This window comes from Pirellulaceae bacterium (assembly GCA_019636385.1).
Taxonomy (GTDB): Bacteria; Planctomycetota; Planctomycetia; order Pirellulales; family Pirellulaceae; genus Aureliella.
The window spans coordinates 1,007,646-1,029,541 of record JAHBXT010000001.1 but is presented as its reverse complement, the minus strand read 5'-3'; the positions used below and the strand labels follow the sequence as shown (position 1 = coordinate 1,029,541).

The window sequence follows — 21,896 nt, the reverse complement described above, 5'->3', positions numbered from 1 at the left end:
GACGGTTATAACGAGATAGACCGGCAGAGCCTTGCCAATGGACGATCGCCTGTTGGACCTGGGGGCGTAACGGCAGCCTGCCATAAGCTACGTTACTGCGTTCAGTCTGGAACACAGAGCCCAATTCTTTAGACCCTTCCATGTCTTCCACCAGCAGAGAATCCGAGCCGCAGCAGCGGTCTACCCACCATCATCGGGCTGGCGATGCGTTCCTGGCTGGACTGTTGTCGATGTTGGTGATCAACGTTGGTCAGCGCGTCATTGGGCTGGTACGCAATCTTGGGTTCTGCCAGTTCCTACCCGAAGCCGATTTAGGGCTGTGGGCGCTGGCAAACAGCTTCTTCGTGATTGGCGCACCGCTGGCTGTCCTGGGATTGCCTGGCTCACTGGGTAAGTTTGTGGAACACTATCGACTACAGGGCTGCCTGCGACCCTATCTACTACGCCTGACTTTGGTCAGCGCGTGTGGCGTGTTGTTGTTGTGTGGACTGATGTTGGCCTTCCCAACGCATTCTGGCCAGGTGCTCTACGGTACTGAAGTGGGGTATCAGGTAATCGGTTGGACGGTGTTGGCACTGGTTCACCTGATTCTGTTCAATACCGTTGTCGAATTAGTTACATCGTTGCGATTGGTTCGTCTGGCATCCATGATGCACTTAATCCAGACGGCGGTGTTCACCATCTTGGGAATCGCCGTGATTTGGTGGACGGGCAATTGGGTGGCACTGCTGCCCGCTTACTCCAGTGCCAGTCTAGCGGCAATTGTTCCTGGATTGTGGGGTGCCTGGCGTAGTGCCAGCCATGAACTCAAAGCAGCAACCGATTTGCCGCCCGCAGTTATGTGGGGTCGCATAGTTCCCTTCGCAGTCGCATTATGGTGTTCCAATTTGGTCAGCAATTTATTTGATCTCAGCGATCGGTACATGCTGCTCCATCTGTGTCCTACCGATGCTCAGGCCGGCCAAGCCTTGGTCGGTCAGTTTTACTGCGCACGCATACTTCCCAATCTGCTGATGAGCCTGGGCATGATGCTCAGCGGGATTCTACTGCCCTACTTGAGCGCGAATTGGGAGCGCAAGCAGTTCGATCAAATCTCCAGCAAGATGAACAATCTGGTGATCGTTATCAGTTTGGGATTCACAACTTTATCATGTCTAACATTGGCCGCTGCGCCACTGTTGTTTGAGTGGATCTTCTCCAACCGCTTCCAGCCCGCGCTGTCGATTCTGCCGTTGGGAATGGCGCTGGCTGCGTGGTCCGGTATGTCCACTGTGGCCGCTGCCTATCTGTTGTGTGCCGAAAAGGCCAAGCAGAATGCGGTTCTAATGTCGGTCGCCTTGCTGTTGAACATTGCGTTGAACTGGCCGCTAATATTGTCGATGGGTTTGTACGGTGCCGCCTTAGCAACGGCGATCACCAATGGCTTATTGGTGTTGATGATCCTGTGGCGAGTTCACCGGGAAGGCTGTAGTATCTCTCGTAAGACGATCATCTTCAGCTTGGTACCAGCCAGTTTGATTTTCGGCGCTCATGTCTCCGCCGTGACGCTACTGCTGCTGACTGTGGCTTGTGTGCGTACCAACTGGCTGCTCGATCAACGCGATCGCGAGTCCCTGGATCAATTGGTCTTGCCTTGTCTCCGTCGTGTGCGGTTGCCCATCAGATCGTTGTGGCTACCGCAGAGTCGCTAGGCGTTGGTGCCATCGGCCAGCATGCATCTGGTGTTTGGGCTGGTTTGCCATGCATATCATCAGGCTGTTAATACGTTTAGAATACATCCCGTACGCCTGCTGATCTCGGTAGGTATATGCAAAGCGCATGACAAGCCCAGTGTGGTTGCCAACGGGAGAACTGAAAATGAATCAGCGGCCAGCCGACATCTATATTCATCACCCAGCCATTGGCATTGTGGGTCGAGTCATGTTTGTGCTGATCTTCTTTCTATCGGGAGTCACGCATTTCACCGATCCGGCCGGGTATGTCGCTTTAATGCCAGAGATCATTCCGTTTCGTGAGTTCTGGGTAATCCTTTCGGGGATGGTCGAGTTAGCCGGAGCCTTTTTCATATTAACCAACCGCGCACCGCGACTTGGTGGCTGGCTAATTGTGCTGTTCTTGATTCCTGTCACCGTCGTCGTGCACGGCCATGGCATCCTAGCTGCTCCCGACGCCGTGATGGCCAGAATACAGACCTCTTTCTTTTTAAAAGGCATCACCATGATCGGGGCGGCCCTGTTGATTACTCAATTCGGTGTGCGCTGCCAGGACGCCAGCAAATTCAATGCTCGCGGCAATCCATAGGGGAGGACCAAAGTTCGAGGTTGCCACCAAATGAAGGAGCTTTAGCCACCAGTCTCGAAGCTGTCACAAGATTCGAAGGGACCGCCTGTCCCGCCATCGCTGTCCCACTACCGACTGCTCGCCTCCCACTATTGGTCCTGGTCCTGGGTGCAATATTTACCCAGGCGTTGCAGTTTGCTTGTTCGCACTATCGTGAAGGGCCGCTCATCCGAAACGCAATTACTCGATGGCTGTGTCAACAATCTGGTACTTTGGCTGCCGATACCCAAGCTTGCATAGCCAAGCAAATTGGACACTGTGGGGGAATGGCTTGGGATTGTAATGAACGTAGTGCGTTTTGACGCAGGCTGACTCTCAGCAGCTCGTCTCCGTGCCCGTGAGACTGTTCACTGCGCTGTCAGAACTGCGGCCGGCATGGTAGCCAGGCTCGCACTACCCCATTTCCACGGAAGGAAAATGACAATAATGAGATGTTGTTTCCAGCGCATGTTAGCGGTTCTAGGTGTTGCCGCTGTCATCGCACCTCATACTCACGCCAGATGGTTGGACCACAGCAGTCCATCGGACAATATAGTGCAGGGCAGCCTTTTGGATGACCAGGCGGCATCTAACGATCAAGTCATCGCCCCCACAACGACCTCATACAGCGGACAAACAAGTTGTTCAGCTCTTAATTGCTGCGATACCTGCAAGGCAGGTTGCTATGGTGGTGGCGATGGGCTGGGGTACCGACCAGGGTTACTCGGGTACGGAATTATCAAGCCTAGCGAACGCTGCTTTGACGATTTCATCAGCCCAGTCTCCAATCCCGTGTTCTTTGAAGATCCGCGCACGTTGACCGAAGTGCGCTTTTTGTTCTTGCACCATGACGTTCCTGCTGCGCTTACTGGGAATTCCGTACAGGTTTACGCAGCTCAGGTTCGTTTAGCGCTGTCGCAGCGACTGAGCTTTATCGCCACCAAAGATGGTCTGATCTATTCGCAGCACCCGCTCATCGACTCGGGTTTTGCCGATATCGCCGCCGGATTCAAGTACAACCTGTATCGCGACCCGGCCGCCGGTAGAATCCTCAGCTTAGGCACCACATTGGAGATACCGACAGGTTCCGAAAAATCGCTCCAAGGCAATGGCGAAGGCGAATGGAATTTCTTTGCCACCGCTGGTACGCGACTCATGGGTAGCACGCGAGCTCACTGGCTCAGTGCCGGCGGCTTGCGCCAGCCGAACGATACGACCGAAGAAAACCGCTTGATGTATTGGAGCAACCACTTCAACTATCGGTTGCACACATCTATGCCACTTTACGTGCTCACTGAATTCAACTGGTGGAATTATTTGAACAACGGTACCGCATTCGGATTGCCGGTTCATGGCGGCGACTTGTTCAATTTGGGTTCAGTCGGAGTGTCCGGTGACAATCTGGTGACACAGGCGGTTGGCATGCGCTACAAGCCCAAGCGAAACGTTGAGCTAGGATCAGCCTTCGAGTTCCCCTTGACTAAGCAGCAAGGATTGATGAAGAACCGTTGGAACTTCGACTTGATTGTTCGCTACTAATCCACACGACCCACACGCCCTTTTACATCATCTCTCGGGATCACCACGACAGTGGTGCGCTGGGGCGATTCTTCATGGTTTGTGGATTACCACACTTGCTGGCTGTTTTAACGACTCAGCTCAACGTCGCAGCCTAATCGGACTCAGAGAGCGGACTCTTTTGATTGCTGTCGAAGGGACACCGACTGCCGGTGGCGATTGACTTGCTCAATCAGCCTATTCACGCAAATTAGCTGCCAAGTTTGCGCGGTTTGACTGCAACATCAAATGGCCGAGTGACCTTGGGTTGCCTCATGAATGTCAGTGCACATCCTTGAATTGAATCTTTCGCATATCGCGGTGTGTTCGCGTGAACTCTCGGGGTAAGCAGCCGGCTATTTTGAGTGCAGTATTCAGTTTTGAACAATGGATTGAACTGGTTTATACTGTCCTGTCTAATCGACTCGGTTGTCACAATCTCGATACGGCCCTGGCGTAATAGACGGGGCTTGGCTGACGGAGTGCTGGTATGGTAACGACCGCCATAAGCGCAACAAATCCTGGTGTGCGTCAACAAGTATTGGAAGCTGTCGAATCCCCGATCGAACCTGTGCCGACGACACTATCGTACCGGCTGGCACTGTTGGCTGTAGCGATGGTCATGCTGCTCTTGCCAGTGCTATACATCGGCCTGATTGGGCTGACTGCCTGGGGGACGGTCGAGTATACCAGGTTCGCGATTTCAATAGCGCAGGGATCTGAGGTTCGTGCGCGAGGTAAGAGTTGGCTGTTCTTGCCAACGATTGCCATGGCGGTTGCGATATTCTTTATGATCAAGCCGCTGTTTGCCAAGAAGGCTCGCGCCGCTGCGCCACGTTCGCTGAATCCTCAGGACGAACCGCTGCTCTTTGAGTACATAGCCATCCTGTGCAAATCGGTACATGCGCCCGCGCCCAAACGCATTTGCGTAAGCACCGATGTCAATGCATTTGCTGCCTTCCAGAGAGGCTGGAGTAGCCTCTTTCGACGAAGCGATTTGGTATTAACGCTCGGTTTGCCTCTGGTGCGCGGCCTGACTCTGCGCGAACTATCGGGAGTACTGGCGCATGAATTTGGGCATTTCTCACAGGGTGCCAGCATGCGGCTTAACTTTTTGATACGGGCAATCAATTTATGGTTTGCGCGTGTTGTGTACGAGCGCGATGCGTGGGACGAGCGACTCGCGAATTGGACCAAGGGTATCGACCATCGCTTCAGTATATTGCTGTATGTAACCGGATTCTTCGTATGGCTCACGCGGAGAATTCTGTGGGTATTCATGATGGTTGGGCACGCGGTGTCCTGTTTGTTGATGAGGCAAATGGAATACAACGCGGATTTGCACGAAATTCGACTCGCTGGCTCCGACGCATTCGCAGCGACATCGCAACAGTTGCGGCGGCTGAGTTTGGCACGAGAACTGTGTTCCCCTCAACTTCAAGAGTTCTATACCGACGGAAAGTTAGTCGATGATCTGCCTCACTGGTTCAAGTTGTGTCGCGACAACCAGCCGGCTGAACTGATCGAGGGCATCCAACAGCTCTCCGCCGCCGAAAAAACTGGCTGGCTGGATACTCACCCCTCGGATCGCGATCGGATTGCCTTTGCAACCAAGCAAGCTTGCCTCAGTAGGATTCGTAGCGAATTGCCGGCCAGCGCCTTGTTTCAGGACATTGACAGTTGCAGTCGAGCAGCCACTCGAGATTTCTATCAAATCCAATTTGGTGAGCAGTTCCAGGATCAAATGCTGACCAGTGTAGACCACTTAACGGATGCACAGACGCAAGCACAACAGATTGGTCAGGCCTATCATTTTGTATTTGGCACCGAAAGTGGCCTACCACAGAGCCTGGACTTTCAATCAGCGAAGATGCCGCCGCTGGATCAGAAAGATGCAGCAAGGCAGCTTGCAGAGTTGCGGGATTCGATGGAGGCAGGGCGAAATGCCTACTACCAGCATCGTCAGCAATATCAGAACTTCGAACAAAGTTTTATCGAGGCTCGCAAGGTGCTGTCGCTCCGTCAGGCGGGTTTCGCGCTGGATTCTATGGCCTGGCCAGGCTTAGACGTGTCTAGCCCCGATACACTAAAAATGGAAGTGCGAAGCCGCTACAAACGCGTGGCAGGATTGGCCGGGCAAATGGCATCCTATGAAGTGGCCTTTGTGAATCGCGTGAACGCATCCATGTGTTGGCTGCGAGGTCAGCCCCATACGGAAGAATCTCAGATTCAAGGATTGCTGGCAGGAGCAGAACCTGCGTTGGCCGCTGCGCAATCATTGGCACTTTGCCTGCCGGTGGTCAACGAATTGCGCATCGACTTTGTGTCGTTCCTTTCCGTGGCCCAATTGGCCGGCGAGGTAGAGCGTACCAATTCTCAGATCGAAGTCTATGAACGACTGGGATATCGCATCGTGGAATCTTTGTGTTCTTTGCAAGAGTTGTTGCAAGGCGTGAGATATCCGTTCGATCATTCCAGCGGCCACATCGACTTGAAAACATATTTGTTGCCTAAATTGCCTGCTGACAAGGACCCCGCGCCGCTCTTGGCTATCACCGACGGGTTCATGACACTCTTTGCGCATACCTATTTTCGTACGCTTGGCTCTTTGGCATGGATGGTTCAACAAGTGGAGCAACTGACTGACGCTCGGTCGCATCATGCTGCGGTGATTCATGTTGAATCTCCACCGTCTGTCGTCACGGCTGCAGCGGTCACTGCAAGCTCTCCAGCCGCAGTAATCGGTCCTTCCGCTACCAGTATGGGATTGCCAACACGAGTCATGCATTCCACACTGCAAACGGTTGTTACAGATTCAGGCACGCTCCGCCGCAGCTTGAAACGGGACTACCGTACTTTGATCTGGTTGTCGGTCGCTTCAGGCGTCGTACTGGCCTGCGTGGGCGTGCTAGTGCTTTTCGTAAAATTGGCCGACTATTTTACGAACTCAATCGGCGACAGTTCAATTGCCTCACAACCTGCATCCGCGATTCTGGCAACGCAAGATGCGATACATCAGCAGACGCCACAGGCAGGTCCGATTCATACGCTGCTCACTCGCCCCCTATTGTTTGAACTGCCCGCCGGTCAAGACTTTCAATACGCTGTCAAGATTCAGCCCGCAGCCCAGAGGGCTCAACAGGCCTGGTGGGAAGGTCATTGCACACTGAACGCATCTGGGGAAATTACCACCAACAATGAGATCAAGAGTAGTGGCACTGGATTTGTCATCGGCCGGGATGGCTGGATCGCCACTTGCGCTCACATAGTGCATACGTCCAACGAACCGGAAGTGTCGATCGCCGGGCGAAAGTACAAGGCAAGTGTCAAGGCGGTTGATACGGAAAGCGACCTAGCGATCTTGAAAGTGGAGGCTGGGTTGCTGACACCGCTCACGCTTGCAGAAGTTACCGAAGTAGCACTAGCGCAGTCCATAATGATCGTCGGATTTCCGTTTACAAATTCGTTGGGGCCTGACGTGAAGGTCAGCCGAGGCAGCGTATCGGGAATGGTTAACAGCCCAGAACGCGGAAGTCTCATAGGCCTAGATAGGGCGCTCAATCCCGGACAAAGTGGCGGCCCGGTTGTAGATGAGTTCGGGTTGGTCGTCGGGGTTGCCACCGCTAAGTTGACCGGAATCGAAGCCGACAGCGTTGGCTTTGCCACGCCTATCAGTCGTCTGAAACAGCTTATTCAGCAGGCCAATTTGAATATCCAATTGGTGAATGCTCGCAGTACGAATGCTTTGTCCAGTCAGCAGATCGCTGCAGCTACAACTCCCAGTGTTTGTGCGATTACAGCTCACGGAAAGCGACAAGGGATTGTCGCGACGCTGAATTATCAGGCTGTGACCAAGGCCATGGCCAATGTGACCTTTGACCGATCCCCACGACAGGAGGGCCAGTTTCGGATATCTCGCTTGGGATCATTGCTGAGTGATACTGACAAGACTGGCGCTTTACCGATGATGGTGGGTGGCCTTTCGGAGTTGCTATTTGAGCCACTAGATCCTGTGCATCAGTTGAATTGGTCGCACAAGAGATTGATATCCTTGCGACTTCAACAATCAGATGCGGGCCCCTCGAGTAATTTGTTTGCAGGTGGTGGATCGCGATTTCCAATGGACCCCAGAGGTCGAGCGACTCAGTCCGTCCAATCGCTGCCGGCGGCTGAAGCGTACCAATTCAAGTTGAAAGAACAACGAGGTAAGCTGCTGGTTTATGACAAGACTTACAAGCTGCGAACGTTGGACGACGAAAACGACCCCATGCTGGAGATTACCGGCACGGGTATATGGACGTTCGATCTTGGTAACCATGTTTCCCACTCACTGGAGCAAATTCTAGAAGTCAAGAATCGCCACGCAGCAGTCCAGAGTATTCAAGTTTCCTACCAACTACTGGGCTCCCAGGAGATTGAACAGCTTCATGCCGAACGGCAGCGTGCAGCAGATCAACAACGCCAATATCGAGAAGTCCCTAACTCCGCCGAAGTTCGACGGCTAATCGAAGACATCAAGCAGGCCGGGTTTGAGGGCGGAGCTGCCTGGGGATTGTTGCAAAAGTTGTCCACGATCGCCGTTGTGCCAGAATTGCGTTCCGAAGTGCTCGAAGTCGTGCGTCCGCATGTGTTTCCTCGAAGCCAAGAAGAATCTTTCATGGGGCGCAGCACTCCGAATTCGGTCAACGCCTATTGTCAGTGGGCTGATATTTCATGTGAAGCGGAGGTGCTGAAGCTGCTTGCCAAAGAAACGGATGCCGAACTGGGGCCAGTTCTGCGCTTGTTAGGTAGCTTCAAAAAGCATGAGCATATTCCCGTGCTGATAAAGTACTTTCGCAACGATCTCACACGCCGTGAGGCTAAAGCTGCTCTCGTACATTATGGAAGCGAAATTGAAAGCGAACTGCTGAGTTTCATTTCGGCCACGACCAACGCATTTGCATTGTTCGATAGTTTTGATCTGTTAGGGGAATCTGCGGGTACCCAAAAGTCGATCGATGCGATCGATGCAATGCACTTCGACCGCAGCACCTCCCGGCGATGGGAAGTAGCTAAGGTCAAGATACAGAAGCGCATCGATCAACGTTAGTGAAGAGCAAGTTGAACTCGAGCCCGTCCTCGAAATCAGTGCGTGGTGGTACCGCCACTCAGCGTTGATTCCCTGGCTGCGCATTCGCTCAACGCACCACGCTCGGAGGTTTGAAGCCGGTGATTCAGTGCCGACAGTTCGATCAGCTCTGCAATGCCCGCTCCTGGCGATATCTGCTTAAGCTCGCGGATGACGCACTTCGTAGTTGCCGGCCAGAAGCGGAATTTCATGATCGATGAATGCCTGATATATCTCGTTATCGAGTGCTAGAAAGTATCAGTCTCAAGGGATGCAAGCATACAGGACGGATTGTCAAGCTGTTCGGGAAAATCACAAGCAAAAATACAGACATCTGTCGCCTGCTTCAACAACCTTGCAAACATCACTACAGCGACTTGACGTACTGGACAAGATCGTCGAGTTCACGCTCGGTCAAGCGTTCGCCGGCAACCCGCTGCGGTGCATGTTGATCGCCAAGTAATTCCTGCAGCGATGTCGCTCGTCCATCATGTAACAACAGAACCTTGCGAAAGACGCCACGCAAGGATGGCGTGCTGAATTCTGTGCCCGAGTCCTCTTGGGTACTCAACCCCAAATCATGTGTCATCGCATCAGTAAAGTGGGGGCCCACATGACAATTGCTGCATCCGCCTTTCGAACCGTGAAAGATCATTTCTCCGCGCAGCACAGAATCTGTCAATTGGCCTGATACCTGACGATAGGGATTTGGAGGTGGCTTGAGCGATGACAAATAGGCGACAAGGGCACGCGCATCGTCATCCGCAGCACCCGGGCCCAGCATGGTCGTCTTGAGAGAATGATGCATCGCGCTGAGTAACTCTGTTTGATAGCCGTGCCATGTCCAAGGCGGCGTGCGATCCAATTCGTACAGTGGCAAGACGGTCTTGAACGTGAACGAAGTCCTATCGTTCAGAGTATCCATCGTGACTGAATTAGAGCCTCCCTCGTAGTGGCATGTGTTGCAGCTATACCATTGATCAAGACTACGTCGGGCATCGAAAAATATTACTTCCCCCTTGCGAGCCAGAGACGGAATGGACGGACCACCCACATCAATTCTCTGTACAATCTCACGTCTGGCGAGATCAACCACCTGCACGGAGTTGTCGAGGTAGTTCGCTACGTAGACTCGACGATCATCAGTCGAAAGTTGTATCCCCATCGGACGTCCCCCCAATTCGATACGAAAAAATCGGTCGGCGTCAGCAGCCAATTCGGCATCGATATGGTCCGTACTGCCCCGCTCTTGAAATGGTAGCCCATCTGATTTCAGAACAACAAGTTCGTGGGAGCCAGCTGCTGAAATCACCACGAATTGTTCGTCGGACGTCAGAGCAATCCCATGTGGATCGGCCAGGGCCTTGCCCGGCGGATCAAGTGAAATGGCCTCGCGACGCGAATGGTCATCGAATCCGATTCGCCCCAGGCGGCTCGCTAGAACCCATCCCAGTTGAATATTGCGCTGGGTAATTGGATTGCGGCGATAGACAACCCAAGGAAAATAGACTTGATGCAATTCACTTGAGAGCACCAGGTGTCCGACGTTGAGTCCAACAAATCGATCGACAGCCATCAACTTCCTGGTTTCTGTGTCAACGATTGAGACGCCGCGATCGCCGCTGGTTCCTACTGCCAGTCGTTTTCCGCTAGAGGACAGCGCCAGGTACCGAGGCCAGCGACCAACATCAATTAAGAACTCAACTTTTTTTGTCGACAGGCTGATGACAGCAACCTGGTCAGCGTCGGTAAGAGCGACGTAAGCCAATTGACTATTCCCGTCGATGGCAATCCCATGGGGTTGAAAACCCAGCTGCAATCGGTGGGTGAGCACTAGGCGGTTATCGGCAATTTCGATCCAAGCAACTTCGCCCGAATAACTACTGGTCGCCAGGATTTGCTTCCCATTGGGATGCAGTGCCAAATCAACCGGACGTTCGCCGATCGAGATTTCATCGAGCAAAAACCCATCTTCAATTCGTACTAGAGAAATACTGTTAGAAGTCTGGTTGGCAGTCACCAACCACGATTCATCGTGGGCCAATACCAGATCAACTGGCGAGCGATCATGTACCTCATCGGCCGCTCTCGCCGGAGGCGTGCCTTGGGTAAGCAGTGACAGTCCAACGCATAATCGGAAGATGCTGACCAGGCTTGATGTAACCGTCGGCAATCTACTGGTCCTTAAGCTATTGTGTTTCACGCAACAATTCTACAACCCGTTCGTCGATTCTTTCAACCGACTCACCATTGACCAATCCCTCGGGGTCGCCGCTAAATTCGCTACGCAGTTTTCCGGAACGATCGTAGAGCCGATAGAATGGGACTTCACCTCGCAGGTCGAAGGCCGACAAAAACTTAGACCCCGCGCCGTAGGCTGTCAAAATGCAGGGCAATGTTCCCTGCAACCTCGCAAGAACTCCTCGCACCGACTCTTCGTCTTCAGGATTATCCATGCTGACTCCAATGACCGTCAGTCCATGATCGCCGTATAGTCGACTCAATTCAATCGCATGGGGAAGCTGCTCCAGACACGGGCCGCACCAAGTTGCCCAAAAATCGACCAGCACCACTTGGCCTCGCCGCTCATCCAAGAATCTCTGTAAAGTCAATTCGTCGCCGATCGACAGGTCAACCTGCGTGGCATCGGAGGCTGAAGGAGTCGATTTGCTCGAGGAATTACCGATCGCTGCAGAAGGTGGCTCAACTGGTTGATCATTGGAATCTGGTTCGGACTTTGAGCAGCCGACGAGCAGCGTAGCGAATCCTACCAGCATCCATAGCACGGCCCTTGATCTCAAACTGTACGAAATCACCATTGACCACCCCTGACCCACGACGCGCTACTGATAGCTACGCCGTGGATTGTGAAACGATCTCTCAGCCACAAGCAGAGTCGCGATCAGTACCTACTTCTTGGCTGGTTTGATGCCACAGCCAAATGCTTTGGTCGACGAGACTTCAGGCTTTTCACCGGCCACCAAGGCTTTGACCGCGTTCTCGACGTACGGAGTTTGTGGATCTCGTTGGTCATCGTCAAACGAGCCACGGTACGCAACCATTCCGTCTTTGTCGATTACGAAAATATGTGGGGTAACACGTGCGCCGTAATGCCTTGCGGAATCGCCGCTTTCGTCATAAGCGTAGGGATAGTTCAAGCCTTTCTCTTCGGCGCGTTCCTTCATCGCCTTCAGATCTTCGCTCGAGTTCACATTGATTGCGATAAATCGCACGTCCTTACCGCCGTGCTTTTTCTGAAATTCAATGAAGCGATCTTCATAGGCCACCGCGACAGGGCATCGATTGCAGGTAAAGGCCAATACGACGGCCTTGGCACCTTTGGTGCCATCCAAGGAATACTCTTTGCCGTCGACCCCCAACGCTTTGAAGTCGGGAGCCTTCGAGCCAATCGCGATTTCTTCGGCAAACGCGATTGATCCCATGAGGACCAGACCAGCCAACGCGGCCGCACAAGTTTCCAATTTCAATACTCGTCTCATTTCTCCATCCTCATTCAGTTAGTTGACACACACAAACTCCTCGACACCGTACCGGGAGTCTTGCAACGCTGCTAGATTAGCAAATTCTTGTCATGTCGTACCAAATGTTGCTCAGCACTTCTCGTCCACCAGTATCATGAGCAAACTTCCGCTGACGGGAATTCACACAACTCTCCTCCCTAATCTTAAACCTCCCTCATGTTAAAGTGTTGTCCGTGACTCTCGAACCACAATACTAGGCTGTGTTTTTCACATAGTCAAATGATGACTGGCCCTGGCTGGAAACGTTTGATAGCAGTCTGGTTGTCGGTTGATTGGTACAATGCGCCTAGCGATATCACGGCAACGGTTGGATTGGCTGGTATGAATTGCCGCTGGCACTGCGATCGCGTGAGGTCTTGTCATGAACTTGAACCAAGTAACATTGCCGTCGGTGGACATCGAGCGCTCGATCGCCTTTTATCAAGGCATGGGGTTTCGGTTGATCGTAAACGCTTCGCCAAACTACGCGCGCTTCGAGTGCCCGATAGGCGAAGCCACGTTTTCTGTGGAATTTGTTGAAGCCACCACCACAGGACCGCGAACCGTCATCTATTTCGAATGTGATGATGTGGATCATCAAGTCGAACAGTTGCGTCAGGCTGGCTATCACTTTGATCAGCTTCCCCAAGACGAATCCTGGTTATGGCGCGAAGCACGCCTACGCGATCCGTCCTCAAACGTCATCTGTCTATATACCGCTGGACAGAATCGCCGCTTTCCGCCGTGGCGAGTTCCGGAGTAATCGTCCACGAGTTGAGGTACTACATGCCTGCAGCTCGCTGAGCGATGTGGTGTTCAGATGTGCATGTAATCTCTCAGCGTATGGCTGTCTGACGATCTCCGATTACCCTGCGCTGCCTGCGGTTGACAATCATGGAACTCACGTCAGGCTAATGCAACGTGTTGGTTAGGGTTGCTTGTAACGAGAGGGAATTCATGCCTCGATGGTTGGCAAATTTATATCTGCGTTTGGTAGGCTGGAAGCTGCATGGCAGTCCACCGGATCTCAAGAAGTATGTCATTGTGGGCGCTCCGCACACCAGCAATTGGGATGCAGTCTTTATGCTGGCTATGGCCTCGATGTATCGAATTCAAATTAACTGGGTGGGCAAGAAATCGCTCTTCAAGTGGCCCTTCGGAGCGCTCATGCGGTGGACTGGCGGCGTACCTGTGGATCGTCACAGTCGCCAGAATGCTGTGCAGCAGTTGGCGGCCGAGTTTGCGCGACGTGATGAATTGCGTTTGGCCATCGCTCCCGAAGGCAAACGCGGCCGTGCCGAATACTGGAAAAGTGGCTTCTACTTCATCGCCTGCGAAGCTCAAGTCCCTATCGTGTTCGGCCTGTTGGATTACAAAAATAAGGTCGGTGGGCTGTATAACCTCATTCATCCGACCGGCGATATCCACGCCGACATGGAAAAAATACGTGGTTTCTACACCGGAGCACAAGGTAAATACCCCGCAGAATTCGGGCCAGTTCGCCTGCGCGAAGAAGTCGATCCGTCAACGGCAGTCGGCAAGTGATTCTATCAAGGCACTGCCGGCGCATTGCGGATCAGTGGCGCGTTGTGAATCGGAAATCTTGGCAAATCAATCAGGACACGCAAATGCCAGTACAGTGTGAACATGCCAATTCATTCGTTTGCCTCCAATCGCTGGCCGTTTTCTACCGCTTGGTTCCCTCGGCGAGCGATTGGGCCGCGATATTCCCAGCGTTGTTTCCACTCAGCCAAGAATGGTTGATACTGAGGCGTATCGTACCAATTGATCGGTTCAGGGTCCGCCGGGCTGACTTGGCCTTTGGGGTAGTCTTTCCCCGCGAAGCTGGCATCTACGCTCGCGTTCCAATCCAACAGTTGTTGTTTCATACGCGCGAAAATTTGCGGATGTACGGTCCTCAGATCGCGTGACTCTTTAGAATCGGCAATTAGGTCATATAGTTCGAATTTTCCACCGTCGATGTCTGCTGTGAGCAGCTTGTAGCGGTTGCCGATAAGCGCGCGTTTGGTTCGATAGCGAAATCCGATCGGCACTAGTCGCTCCTCCACTTCCTGCGCGAATAGTTGCTTCAGGCTCAGGCCGTCGAGGGGGGGCGTCAGGGCGCTCGCTGGCAACCCGACGATCTCTGCCACCGTTGGCAATAGATCGACGACGCAAGCCGGATAATGTGTGACTCGCGGCTGAATGACGGCGGGCCATTCGATGATGCCTGGCACGCGCAGCCCGCCCTCGAATATGCTGCCTTTGTTGCCGCGTAATCCACCAACCGTATCGGGCGTGATATTGGGCAGACCGCCATTGTCGCTGCAAAAAAACAGCAGCGTGTTGTCGGCCAGGCCGAAGTCGCGAAGTGATTTTCGCAGCACGCCAATACTACGATCCACAGCCACCAGTTCGCCGTGGTGATTGGCGGATACATCGTTTAGTTCGCTAAACGCCGTTCTGTCCTCATTCAGAGACCTGAACGGACTGTGCGGCGATCCATACCAAATCACGGCAAACATGGGTCGGCCGCTCGAGCGATGCTTGTCTAAGAACTTGACCGCTTCAGCGACGGCGATTTCCGACGAGTCGCCCACGAATTCTTCGAACCTGCCCGCGCGGCTCATCAGCGGGTTAACATCGTAGAAGTTCGAGACCGAGACCCATTCATCAAATCCAAACGCGCCTGGACTGCGCGGATCGTCTGCGAAGATCGGCACCCCGGGACCACGATGTCCGTTCAAGTGCCACTTGCCGAAGTGCCCTGTCACATAGCCTGCCCCTGTCAACGCCTGTGCGATCGTTCTCTCCTGTAACCGCAGCGCGTAGCCGTGACTGAGCACGCCAGTTCGGTCATGCGTACGGCCGGTCAACAGGCTGGCCCGAGTCGGCGAGCAGACCGGTCCACCTGCATAGAACCGCTCGAACCGCAGCCCACTGGCCGCCATCGCGTCGAGGTTGGGGGTCTTGAGCACCGGATGATTGCGATACCCCGTTTGCCCCCAGCCCATGTCGTCGGCCATGACAAAGATGATGTGCGGCGTTTCAGCCTTCACCAAACGAACACCGATGGTCAGTGAATCAAGACAGACCAATAGCCAGACTAGCACAGCAAAACTTCTGACAGGCCGGCCACATGCCCTCACTGACAGTATGAAGCCGACTATTCCGATTGGTGGCAGCGATGCATACATGGGTGTATCCTGGGTTGATCAACGTTTTTTGTTTTGCCAATTCTCGCATTCTCTGACCAGCTCCGATGACTGGGTTGCAGAGCGTTGCCGCCGGTGGTTCTCAAATTTCTTCAAGTATCGCCGCGTATGTGCCACACGGAAATTTGAGGCGAGTTCCAGTAGAGTAGAATGCCAGTCAGCCTCACTGTACCATTTCGCATTGCACATACCATCGGGAGCATCGATTCATGGTCCGTTGTCTAATCCGTTGTTTGATGTGTTGGACTGCCATCGGCTGGTGGTCGGGCTTGGGCTATGGCCAGGATATCGCTAAGGGCAGGCCGAACATTCTGCTGATTTTCGCCGACGATCATTCGGCCAGAACGCTCAGTTGCTACCAGCACGCCTACTCATTGGCATCGACGCCCAATATCGATCGACTGGCTGCCGCAGGAGTGCGATTTGCTGCCGGTTACATGGGATCCTGGTGCATGCCCTCACGGGCCAGCCTTTTGACAGGCTTGCATCCCCATGCGATTCAGTCGATGCGCATGCAAGGAACCTATCCCGGCAGTACCTATGATCCAAGGTTATGCCGCTTTTGGCCGGCCACATTCCGCCAGCACGGCTACCGGACAGCTCAAATAGGCAAGTGGCACACGGGGGTGGATGCCGGTTGGGGTCGTGATTGGGATGATCAGTATGTTTGGAATCGACCTGATAATCCCGACAATGCCAGTAGTTACTATGGAGATCAAGTGATCGATATCAATGGGAAACGTCAGTCGGTGACCGGCTATCCCACCGACAATTATACCCGCTGGGCCTGCGACTACATCCGCGCTGCTGCGCAACAGCCTGATCGGCCCTGGTACTTGTGGCTCTGTTACGGCGCTATCCATGGACCAACCACGCCCGCCCAGCGGCATCAAGGACGGTTGTCAGGTCAACCATCACCGCTGCCCTCGGACATCATTGGCCCCAGGCCCGGGAAGCCCAGTTATTTGACCGATCGCCAGGCTTGGACCATCAGCGATGACGGCCAGGTAGTCATGTCTGGTTCCGGCAAGTCACATGCACAATGGATGCGGCAGGTCAGCGAGTGTATGCTGTCTGTCGATGAAGGTGTCGGGCAGTTGATCCAAACGCTGAAACAGTCCGGTCAATGGGAAAATACCCTGGTTGTGTATACGTCCGATCAAGGATTCGCCAACGGCGAACACGGCTTGAGACAGAAGGTAGCTCCCTACGAAGCGACGTATGCATCACCGCTGATTGTCAGCTTTCCGGGCAAGATACCAGCGGGCCGCTACTGCCCTCATTCGATTAACAGTCCCGATCTAGTGGTAACCCTGTTTGCTTGGGCCGGTATCGACTTGCCATGGAAAATGCATGGGCGCGATGTCAGTCGGCTGATGTGCGATCCAGACGATTCGACTTGGGATCACCCAACACTTTACGAGCACACAGGTGATGATTTTGGATCGGACGTGACGCACGCCGTCATGTCCGAGTCCATCGCCAAACATGCAGGCGTGCCCTACTATGTGGCCATCAGGCAAGGCCCATGGAAGTACGTGGTTTATCTGCAGCACAGTGAACCTGACGAATTGTATGACCTGTTGAACGATCCCCACGAACAAAATAATCTAGCCTCCGTGCTTGAATATCAAGAGCGTCGCGCAGTGATGCTGCAAATGCTCCAGACTGAGGTGGCGCGATCTGACGCTCCCTTCGCAAAGCTGCTAGCAGCCGAATGAGCTTATCTGCCACAACGACTACCGTGTATCAATCGAAAGGCCTTTTGCAGGAATGCCTCAATGAAACACACCTTGCTTCTGCTACTGCTAATCCTGGGCGGGCCAGTTGCCGCTGTTGCCCAACAGAAACAACCACGCGAGTCGACGCGCGGTAATGCGCGCCCTAATGTCTTGTTCATTGCGGTGGACGATTTGAATCACTGGGTGACGCATCTCGAGCGTAATCGCCAGGCTAGAACCCCACATATTGATCGACTAGCCAGCCGGGGAATGACGTTTACTAAAGCCTACTGCGCTGCGCCGGCCTGTGAACCTTCGCGGGCAGCATTGATGAGCGGCCAGCGCCCCTGGACGACTGGATGCTACAAAAACGGTGATCGCTGGAAAGAACATCTCACGGAAGGTCAGCAGTTGACCGCACAGTTTCTTCGGGCTGGCTACTACGTGGCCGGGGCCGGAAAGATTTTCCATTCAGATCAGTATTTTCCCAGCGAATGGACAGAGTACATGAATGGCCACGGATTGCATGCGGCTGGAAAAGGTGTGGAGAAAAACAATGGCTACCATGTGCCATTGTCGGTGGATCTGAACGACGAAGACTTGATGGATTGGCATACGGTCAATTGGTGCATCGATCGCATGAACCAGCCACGAGACCAACCCTTCTTCATTGCCTGTGGATTGCACAAGCCCCATTTGCCATTCGCGGTTCCCAAGAAATACTACGATGCTTTTCCGCTGGACGAAATTGAGCTGCCACCCTATCGCCAGGATGACCTGGACGACATCCCTGATGCGGGGCGCAAGATGGCCAATCCCACTGGCGACCACGCAAAATTTCTGAATTCCGGCCGATGGAAGGCGGCCATCCAAAGCTATCTCGCGACCTGTACCTACACCGATATGAATGTAGGGCGTTTATTGGATGCACTAGAGAACCATCCTGCTCGCGAAAACACGCTGATCATCCTGTGGGGCGATCACGGATGGTCGCTGGGAGAGAAGCAACACTGGCGAAAATTCGCCTTGTGGGAAGAACCGACCCGGACTCCGCTGATCGTTGTGGCTCCGGGTACCACCACAGCCGGTTCAGTGTGCGACCGCCCCGTTGATCTGATATCGGTATATCCGACCATCTGTCAATTGGCTAATCTGCCGATACCAGATCATGTTGAGGGAATAAGCATCGAACCTCTATTAAGAACACCGAGCGCTGTATGGAACCAAGCGGCCATTACGACTCACGGTCGTGGCAATCACGCTGTGCGTCTTGAGCAATGGCGCTATATTCGCTACGCCGATGGCAGCGAAGAACTGTACGATCATTCCAACGACGAATATGAATGGAACAACTTGGCTGGCAGACCCCAGTTTATCAATGTGAAATCCGATTTGGCACAGCACCTTCCGTCACGGGAGAAGCCATCTAAATAATTCGCCGGTTTCGAGTGTGTATCTAAGCTAGGCATGAATGTCGGCGAAGGGCTTTGGTTTGGCGTCCCTCAGCTTCTTGATTATCTGCTGGCTAGTATGCTTCCGGCGCTACTTGTTCATCAAAGTCCTCCTGCCCGACTGGGCTCGTAGACTTTCATAACTCCTGATTCCGCATTTGGAAAGCAGACCAGCGGAACTCGCCGGCACGGCTCAGGCTCTGTTACGTGTGGGCCTAACGTTACTAGAGACCTACAAACTACTTCAGTCAGGAGCCATCACCCATTACCGCGTTGGACCTGGCCGGGGAGCCATTCGAATTAGAGAGTCTGACATTGAGTCTTTCCTTGAGAAGCGAAAGAAGGGACCAAGCCATTTGGCTCCACCACCACGTCGTGCCAAGCCATCGGTGCTCAGGCACATTAAGAAGTGAGACTGGAAAGCAAGTCCTAGAACCGGAGCGGGCCGCTCGGCCCCGAAGAGCCCTTGCATGGATGCGAGGGCTTTTTTCGTCAGATTGTATCAGGAATTCATCGGCTTAAAGAAGGCCCACAAACAGTGACTATAGGCCTATGAACAATTATCAGAAATCCAGCCGTAGCAATCCCGCAGCACGCTAGTTGTGGCAAATATTGCCATCAAACGGGCGATATGCTAGACTTATCCGAGTACAGCTAACCCGGAGGTTTGAATGTCATCTTCACTAAACTTATCCCTTACTGATGAACTTCGAGAGTTTGTTGATCAGCACTCAGGTGACGGCACCATGTATGCGACACCCAGTGAGTTCGTCCGTGATATTTTACGACAAAAGAAACTGCAGCTCGAAGCGCAAAAGCTACGAGAAGGAATTCTGGAGGGCTTCCAGGATCTGGCAGACGGTCGAATGACTGAATTCCGGGGTTCGGTCTCTGACATGCTGAAAAAGGCCAGGTCGTGAGCCCAAAGAAAAAGTCCAGCCAGACATTTTCAATTTATCTAACTGATCGCGCGCTATCCGATCTGCTTGAGATAGAAGACTACTCGATTCAAACGTGGGGCAAAGCAGTTGTCGCAAAATATATCCTGAAGTTTGAAAAGGCCTTTCGATTACTGGAAGAAAACCCTGATCTTGCTCGTCCCAATCCAGAACTTGGAACTGATCTTCTGTTCTACCGCGTCGAGAAGCACTTACTGGCATGTGTACGGATCAAGACAGGGCTTGCAGTCCTAACAATTGCTCATGCAAGTCGTGATCTCGAGGTGTTACTAGGAGAACTCAGCCCAACGCTTCGCTTGGAATTGAAAAGGCTAGTTCAAAAGATTCAATCTAGCCAATGATCAAAGACATTCCAAACGAATTGAAGTCTTTCGTTAAACAAGGATTTGCAACTGGGACATTACGCTTATCGCAAAGAATGACAACAGGCTCTGGCCGGAGTGAGGGAAGGTCTAGCCGATCTAGCGACAGACCGAGTACAGTCTCTTGCCGATGCCTTCAACGACTTTCGCCACGATTCTGATTTAGCTGATGCGAAATATTCGTGGCGAAAGTATGGATAGGGCTTCCAAGAGCGAGTTTATGGAAAAGGCCCGCTACAATTCCTTCAGCATTTCTACTCCCCAACCGCCCTCTTCGCCTGGGCCAGCATGTGCTGGGGACTGTGGCTTAGATGCTGGTAGACCTTGGCGAGCATCGATGGGTCTTGGTGGCCCATCAGAATCGCGACGGTCAAAGCGTCCAGCCCCGACTTCAGGGCGTTGGTCGCCCACGTGTGGCGAAGGGCATACAGCGAGTAGCTGGGAACCAGTTCCTTGCACTTTTGCCGAATGAGTTTGGCTTTGGCTTGCGTTCTCAGTTCGGCTTTGGTGCGCTTCACTCGTTTGCCCTTGGCCATCCGAGTAGGATTGATGGTGGCTGCCATTTGATTTATCTCCTCCTCGCCAATGACAATCCCCTTCGCCTTGATGACCTCCTTACCCATGGCAACACGGACACGCTTAAGGATCGAATTAGTCTTCGCGGGCGTCCATGGTCTGTTCTTGGAATCCAGAAAGACATGGCCCGTCGTTCGTCCGGCAATGAGCTCACGAGTAATCTCGAACGCTCGGTCAGTGAGATAGATCACTCGGGGAGCCTTCTTCCCCTTCGCCTCCTGACGAGGAAAGACCCATCGTCTGTTGTCCAGGTCAACATGCCTGATCTCTAGCCTCAGTGACTCCTGAGGCCGACAACCAATCTCGTAGGTGACAAGCATCAGCTTCTTAAGCTGTTCGTCCCGAGTGTGCTTCAGTAGCAACTCGAATTCGGCCTCTGGGATGTACACGTCCCTCGCTTCACCGGAGGGGGCTGACAGGTACTCGATCGGGTTATGATCGATGTGCCCCATAGTTCTCGCCCAGTGAATCGACCGCTTCACCGAGCGGAAGTAATTTCGTTTGGTGGTAGTGGCCAGCCACCGGCGGAATTCGCGCGTCGCTGTGCTGCTTCCGTTCCGGCTGCGCCTCCACTCCAGCAGCGCAGCGATCCATTACCTTTTAGTCAATCATTACTCTTAAAACAACTGGATAGAAATTGGGGGCAGCCCAGGTGTAGATGATCTTTTTTAGGAGCGCTCCACCTGAGCTAAATTCGACGTCTTCGAGTACCTGCAAATAGCCCGTTGGATTCTGCGAGTCGGTCAGATACCGCGTGGAAGTTTGCAGAGTCCAGGTGTTAGGTCACTGTGTGTTGGCTTGGAATTTGGCCGAGCCGACACGATTGCCAGCCGAGTCGTAGCTGTAATCGACACGCTTGAGTCCATTCTCACTAGCGATGCTGCTACCGGTGGTCTCAGTGATGACCGACGCCATCAAGCCCTGGCGATTGTAGCCGAATGTCTGTGTGGTGGCGACGGTATCGGAGAATGTGGCTGTCAAGGTCGTTTCTCCGATTCGGCAGCTGGCACCTTCGAGTTTCCGAGCCGTCGCGTCAATTGATTGACTGCCCACACTGCAATCGCAAAGGACCATGCAGTTAACATCCAACATCCGAACAGCCAGAACG

General features: G+C 53.3%; 17 protein-coding genes. 10 read left to right on the top strand and 7 right to left on the bottom strand.

Going from position 1 to position 21,896, the window contains the following annotated elements:
- The first annotated feature begins 140 nt into the window (after positions 1 to 140).
- From KF752_03990 to KF752_03975, 4 genes are all read left to right on the top strand, one after another.
- Positions 141 to 1,691, top strand: coding sequence for a lipopolysaccharide biosynthesis protein (locus tag KF752_03990; protein MBX3420697.1), 1,551 nt, complete (start codon positions 141 to 143; stop codon positions 1,689 to 1,691).
- Positions 1,692 to 1,857: 166 nt separating this feature from the next.
- Complete coding sequence (locus KF752_03985; GenBank protein ID MBX3420696.1) at positions 1,858 to 2,301, top strand: DoxX family membrane protein; 444 nt, start codon at positions 1,858 to 1,860, stop codon at positions 2,299 to 2,301.
- Positions 2,302 to 3,021: 720 nt separating this feature from the next.
- On the top strand, positions 3,022 to 3,858 hold the full coding sequence (locus KF752_03980) for a hypothetical protein (protein ID MBX3420695.1): 837 nt from the start codon (positions 3,022 to 3,024) through the stop codon (positions 3,856 to 3,858).
- A gap of 508 nt (positions 3,859 to 4,366) precedes the next feature.
- The gene (locus KF752_03975) at positions 4,367 to 8,965 is read left to right on the top strand and encodes a trypsin-like peptidase domain-containing protein (GenBank protein MBX3420694.1); all 4,599 of its coding nucleotides are present in this window, start codon (positions 4,367 to 4,369) and stop codon (positions 8,963 to 8,965) included.
- Positions 8,966 to 9,000: 35 nt separating this feature from the next.
- Here KF752_03975 and KF752_03970 read toward each other — a convergent pair whose 3' ends face one another.
- From KF752_03970 to KF752_03955, 4 genes are all read right to left on the bottom strand, one after another.
- Positions 9,001 to 9,195: a hypothetical protein gene (locus KF752_03970; protein MBX3420693.1), complete on the bottom strand. Its 195-nt coding sequence runs from the start codon at positions 9,193 to 9,195 to the stop codon at positions 9,001 to 9,003.
- Between the two features lie 155 nt (positions 9,196 to 9,350).
- Positions 9,351 to 11,156, bottom strand: coding sequence for a hypothetical protein (locus KF752_03965; GenBank protein ID MBX3420692.1), 1,806 nt, complete (start codon positions 11,154 to 11,156; stop codon positions 9,351 to 9,353).
- A 16-nt stretch (positions 11,157 to 11,172) separates the two neighbouring features.
- A complete protein-coding gene (locus tag KF752_03960) occupies positions 11,173 to 11,802 on the bottom strand; it encodes a TlpA family protein disulfide reductase (protein MBX3420691.1) in 630 nt (209 codons plus the stop codon).
- Positions 11,803 to 11,892: 90 nt separating this feature from the next.
- Positions 11,893 to 12,483 (bottom strand): thioredoxin family protein, encoded by a 591-nt coding sequence (locus KF752_03955; protein ID MBX3420690.1) that lies wholly within the window; start codon positions 12,481 to 12,483, stop codon positions 11,893 to 11,895.
- Between the two features lie 403 nt (positions 12,484 to 12,886).
- Here KF752_03955 and KF752_03950 point away from each other — a divergent pair, with 403 nt between their 5' ends.
- Positions 12,887 to 13,267 (top strand): VOC family protein, encoded by a 381-nt coding sequence (locus KF752_03950; GenBank protein ID MBX3420689.1) that lies wholly within the window; start codon positions 12,887 to 12,889, stop codon positions 13,265 to 13,267.
- A gap of 194 nt (positions 13,268 to 13,461) precedes the next feature.
- A complete protein-coding gene (locus KF752_03945) occupies positions 13,462 to 14,049 on the top strand; it encodes a lysophospholipid acyltransferase family protein (protein ID MBX3420688.1) in 588 nt (195 codons plus the stop codon).
- 110 nt (positions 14,050 to 14,159) lie between these two features.
- On the opposite strand, the gene KF752_03940 is transcribed toward KF752_03945, so the two are convergent.
- Positions 14,160 to 15,701, bottom strand: coding sequence for a sulfatase-like hydrolase/transferase (locus KF752_03940; GenBank protein MBX3420687.1), 1,542 nt, complete (start codon positions 15,699 to 15,701; stop codon positions 14,160 to 14,162).
- A gap of 227 nt (positions 15,702 to 15,928) precedes the next feature.
- On the opposite strand from KF752_03940, the gene KF752_03935 reads away from it, so the two are divergent.
- The 4 genes from KF752_03935 (at position 15,929) to KF752_03920 (ending at position 20,191) form a co-directional block, all read left to right on the top strand.
- Positions 15,929 to 17,440: a sulfatase-like hydrolase/transferase gene (locus KF752_03935; protein MBX3420686.1), complete on the top strand. Its 1,512-nt coding sequence runs from the start codon at positions 15,929 to 15,931 to the stop codon at positions 17,438 to 17,440.
- Positions 17,441 to 17,500: 60 nt separating this feature from the next.
- Positions 17,501 to 18,874 (top strand): sulfatase, encoded by a 1,374-nt coding sequence (locus KF752_03930; GenBank protein MBX3420685.1) that lies wholly within the window; start codon positions 17,501 to 17,503, stop codon positions 18,872 to 18,874.
- A gap of 688 nt (positions 18,875 to 19,562) precedes the next feature.
- Positions 19,563 to 19,811 (top strand): hypothetical protein, encoded by a 249-nt coding sequence (locus KF752_03925; GenBank protein MBX3420684.1) that lies wholly within the window; start codon positions 19,563 to 19,565, stop codon positions 19,809 to 19,811.
- Positions 19,808 to 20,191: a type II toxin-antitoxin system RelE/ParE family toxin gene (locus KF752_03920; GenBank protein MBX3420683.1), complete on the top strand. Its 384-nt coding sequence runs from the start codon at positions 19,808 to 19,810 to the stop codon at positions 20,189 to 20,191. The genes KF752_03925 and KF752_03920 overlap by 4 nt, the downstream gene beginning before the upstream one ends.
- A gap of 275 nt (positions 20,192 to 20,466) precedes the next feature.
- Here the strand turns inward: KF752_03920 and KF752_03915 are convergent, their stop codons facing one another.
- Positions 20,467 to 21,240, bottom strand: coding sequence for a tyrosine-type recombinase/integrase (locus tag KF752_03915; protein ID MBX3420682.1), 774 nt, complete (start codon positions 21,238 to 21,240; stop codon positions 20,467 to 20,469).
- Between the two features lie 331 nt (positions 21,241 to 21,571).
- Positions 21,572 to 21,769, bottom strand: a complete 198-nt coding sequence (locus tag KF752_03910) for a hypothetical protein (GenBank protein MBX3420681.1) — start codon at positions 21,767 to 21,769, stop codon at positions 21,572 to 21,574.
- Positions 21,770 to 21,896: the final 127 nt, after the last annotated feature.

What these genes read in the sequence shown, in the direction of transcription:
- KF752_03990 (MBX3420697.1), top strand. Translation starts at nt 141, where the DNA reads ATGTCTTCCACCAGCAGAGAATCCGAGCCGCAGCAGCGGTCTACCCAC.
- KF752_03985 (MBX3420696.1), top strand. Translation starts at nt 1,858, where the DNA reads ATGAATCAGCGGCCAGCCGACATCTATATTCATCACCCAGCCATTGGC.
- KF752_03975 (MBX3420694.1), top strand. Translation starts at nt 4,367, where the DNA reads ATGGTAACGACCGCCATAAGCGCAACAAATCCTGGTGTGCGTCAACAA.
- KF752_03970 (MBX3420693.1), bottom strand. Translation starts at nt 9,195, where the DNA reads ATGAAATTCCGCTTCTGGCCGGCAACTACGAAGTGCGTCATCCGCGAG.
- KF752_03960 (MBX3420691.1), bottom strand. Translation starts at nt 11,802, where the DNA reads ATGGTGATTTCGTACAGTTTGAGATCAAGGGCCGTGCTATGGATGCTG.
- KF752_03955 (MBX3420690.1), bottom strand. Translation starts at nt 12,483, where the DNA reads ATGAGACGAGTATTGAAATTGGAAACTTGTGCGGCCGCGTTGGCTGGT.
- KF752_03950 (MBX3420689.1), top strand. Translation starts at nt 12,887, where the DNA reads ATGAACTTGAACCAAGTAACATTGCCGTCGGTGGACATCGAGCGCTCG.
- KF752_03945 (MBX3420688.1), top strand. Translation starts at nt 13,462, where the DNA reads ATGCCTCGATGGTTGGCAAATTTATATCTGCGTTTGGTAGGCTGGAAG.
- KF752_03940 (MBX3420687.1), bottom strand. Translation starts at nt 15,701, where the DNA reads ATGTATGCATCGCTGCCACCAATCGGAATAGTCGGCTTCATACTGTCA.
- KF752_03935 (MBX3420686.1), top strand. Translation starts at nt 15,929, where the DNA reads ATGGTCCGTTGTCTAATCCGTTGTTTGATGTGTTGGACTGCCATCGGC.
- KF752_03930 (MBX3420685.1), top strand. Translation starts at nt 17,501, where the DNA reads ATGAAACACACCTTGCTTCTGCTACTGCTAATCCTGGGCGGGCCAGTT.
- KF752_03925 (MBX3420684.1), top strand. Translation starts at nt 19,563, where the DNA reads ATGTCATCTTCACTAAACTTATCCCTTACTGATGAACTTCGAGAGTTT.
- KF752_03915 (MBX3420682.1), bottom strand. Translation starts at nt 21,240, where the DNA reads ATGGGGCACATCGATCATAACCCGATCGAGTACCTGTCAGCCCCCTCC.